The sequence below is a fragment of the Mucilaginibacter sp. P5_A6 genome (genome assembly GCF_056400585.1).
Window position 1 is genome coordinate 1 of sequence record NZ_JBFUKZ010000076.1, and the last position, 2,353, is coordinate 2,353.

Annotated in this window: 2 protein-coding genes; both read right to left on the minus strand. The window is 37.2% G+C overall.

Annotated features, from left to right (window positions below; all coding sequences use genetic code 11):
- Positions 1–1,469 (minus strand): asparagine synthase (glutamine-hydrolyzing) (gene asnB, locus AC1DO4_RS27730; RefSeq protein WP_477421015.1); only part of this gene is annotated, 1,469 nt, incomplete at its 3' end.
- A 34-nt stretch (positions 1,470–1,503) separates the two neighbouring features.
- On the minus strand, positions 1,504–2,353 hold an 850-nt coding region (locus tag AC1DO4_RS27735; protein ID WP_477421016.1), incomplete at its 5' end, for a glycosyltransferase.

Consider the following 2,353-nt stretch of genomic DNA (forward strand, 5'->3'; position numbering starts at 1 on the left):
TCCATTAGCGGCGCCCTGGCTTCTACAGCAAATGCCATAGAGGCACGATCAACTTTTGTATTTATATCGCCGTTTAAATATGTTTTAATATCAAAAGCCGACATCTTTTGTAAAATACTCATTGATTTTGACGACCAGATATCCATGAAAGGTACTTCTAAGCCTGTATCAGGCTGTTTAAGCCATGAATACTCAAGCCCACCAAGCATTAATCCATAAAGAGAACTTATTTTTGAATTACAAATACCTAACGCAATAAGCTGGTGACGATAATTAGGTGAAACACTTAAAACTTTAGCTATTACTTTTCTTAGCGGCAATGGATAGGCAAATAAATAATTGGCTATGTTAAACCATTTATACCTGCTATACCCCATAAAACTTTCATCCCCCCCATCGCCGCTCAAGGCTACTGTGACATGCTTTTTGGTGTATTTACTTAATAACAATGTTGGTATTGCGCTTGAATCCGCAAATGGCTCGTCATAATACGATCCAAAATTGTCAATTAAATCCATACCCTCTTTTGCATTGCATTCAATAGTATGATGATCTGTTTTAAGGTGTTTAGCTATATTAGCCGCAAATACACTTTCATCAAATCTTTTCTCATTAAATTTAATGCAAAAGGTTTTAACCTTCTCGCTATGCTGAGCTGCGAGTGCTGCAATAAGTGAAGAATCAATGCCTCCGGAAAGAAACACACCCAGATTCACATCTGCATGCATCCTAATATCAACCGCATCTGTTAACAATAATCCGAGTTCTGTTTTAGCTTCAGAATATGATCCTTCATATTTGTTTGTATAGGTAAGGTCAAGGTCCCAATACTTCGCTGTCTGAAATTTTCCTGTATTTATATCAAAAGTGAATGTGTAACCAGCCTTAAGTTTTTTGATCTCATTCCAGGCTGATTTGGGTTCTGGTACATACCCCCATATAAAATATTCATTTATTGCCTCATCATCCAGGGTTACATCCCGGCCAATATATATTTGCGAAGGCTGACTGGCAAATTCAAAATCGAGGCCACTATGGGCGTAATAAAATGGTTTTTTTCCAAGTCTATCCCTGGCTCCAAAAAACTGCTGCGTTTTGGTGTTATAAATTACAAAGGCAAACATGCCATTAAATTGATAAACACAACGCTCGCCATATTCAAGATATGCCGCCGCGAGCACCTCTGTATCCGAATCTGTATAAAATGAATAGCCTAAGGCTCTCAGCGTCGCTTTTATTTCTTTATAATTATATATTTCCCCATTAAATACCACCGTAAGGTGTTTATAGGAAAAAGGCTGATCTGAGCGATGATCCAAATCAACAATTGCAAGCCGATTATGTCCTAAAATAACAGGCCCGAAGCGTTCAAAGCCAGAGTAATCGGGGCCGCGGAATTGTACCCGCGTTAATTTTGCCTGTATTACGTCGTCGGGATAGTTAACTGTTGACCCATATATACCGCACATAAGATGAAAGTTTTATAAAAAATTAATATTTGCTTTATTTTAACAGAAGAGTTTCATAGGCCTGTCCTATTTTATCCAGTGCGAACCGATTAATTATATCTGCTTTAATTTTATCATGTTCCCAGGTTTGATTACATGCACGAATAATTAGTCTTTTTAAATTAAGAACATCGTTTTGTTCGGCTACAAAACCGTTGAAACCCTCTTCAATCAATTCTGCAACACCACCAACCCTAAAAGTAACTACCGGAACTCCTACAGATAATGATTCGAGGAGTACATTCGGAAAACCCTCGGTAAACGAGCTCAAAACCATCAAATCGTGTTGAGAAACTTTTAAAGCGACATTTTCTATTTTGCCAGTAAAAAACACCCGGCTTTCAAGATCATTTGAGCTTACCTGTGCTTTAAGAGCATTCATCAGCGGGCCATCACCAATAATTGTTAAAACGTAATTTTGAGGTAAATCCTTAATAACTTCCAGCAACCTAAACAAACCTTTTTCCCTTGAAAGACGACTAACCACAACTAATCGTTTTAAACCTGATATGTTACGGCGATCTTTTAAAGTACAGGATTGGATAACAGGATTATGGATGACTATTAACTTACTAGGGCGAATACGGTATAAGGCTGCTAATGAGCGCCGCATTTCTTCTGACTGACAGACAATGAAATTAAACTTAAAGAATAAAAATCTTGAAAAAAAGTTATAGAACCTGGCCTTAAAGCCATAAAACTCCCTCATCTGCTTAGGGTTGTTAGATGCCCTTGCAATTAAATGGGGTAGCTTTATAAAACAGGCTATCATTGCTATTAATACATTAATGTGATCTGTTGTTGAAAAAACCGCATAAGGTTTTTCAGTCTTAAAAAGGTTATAT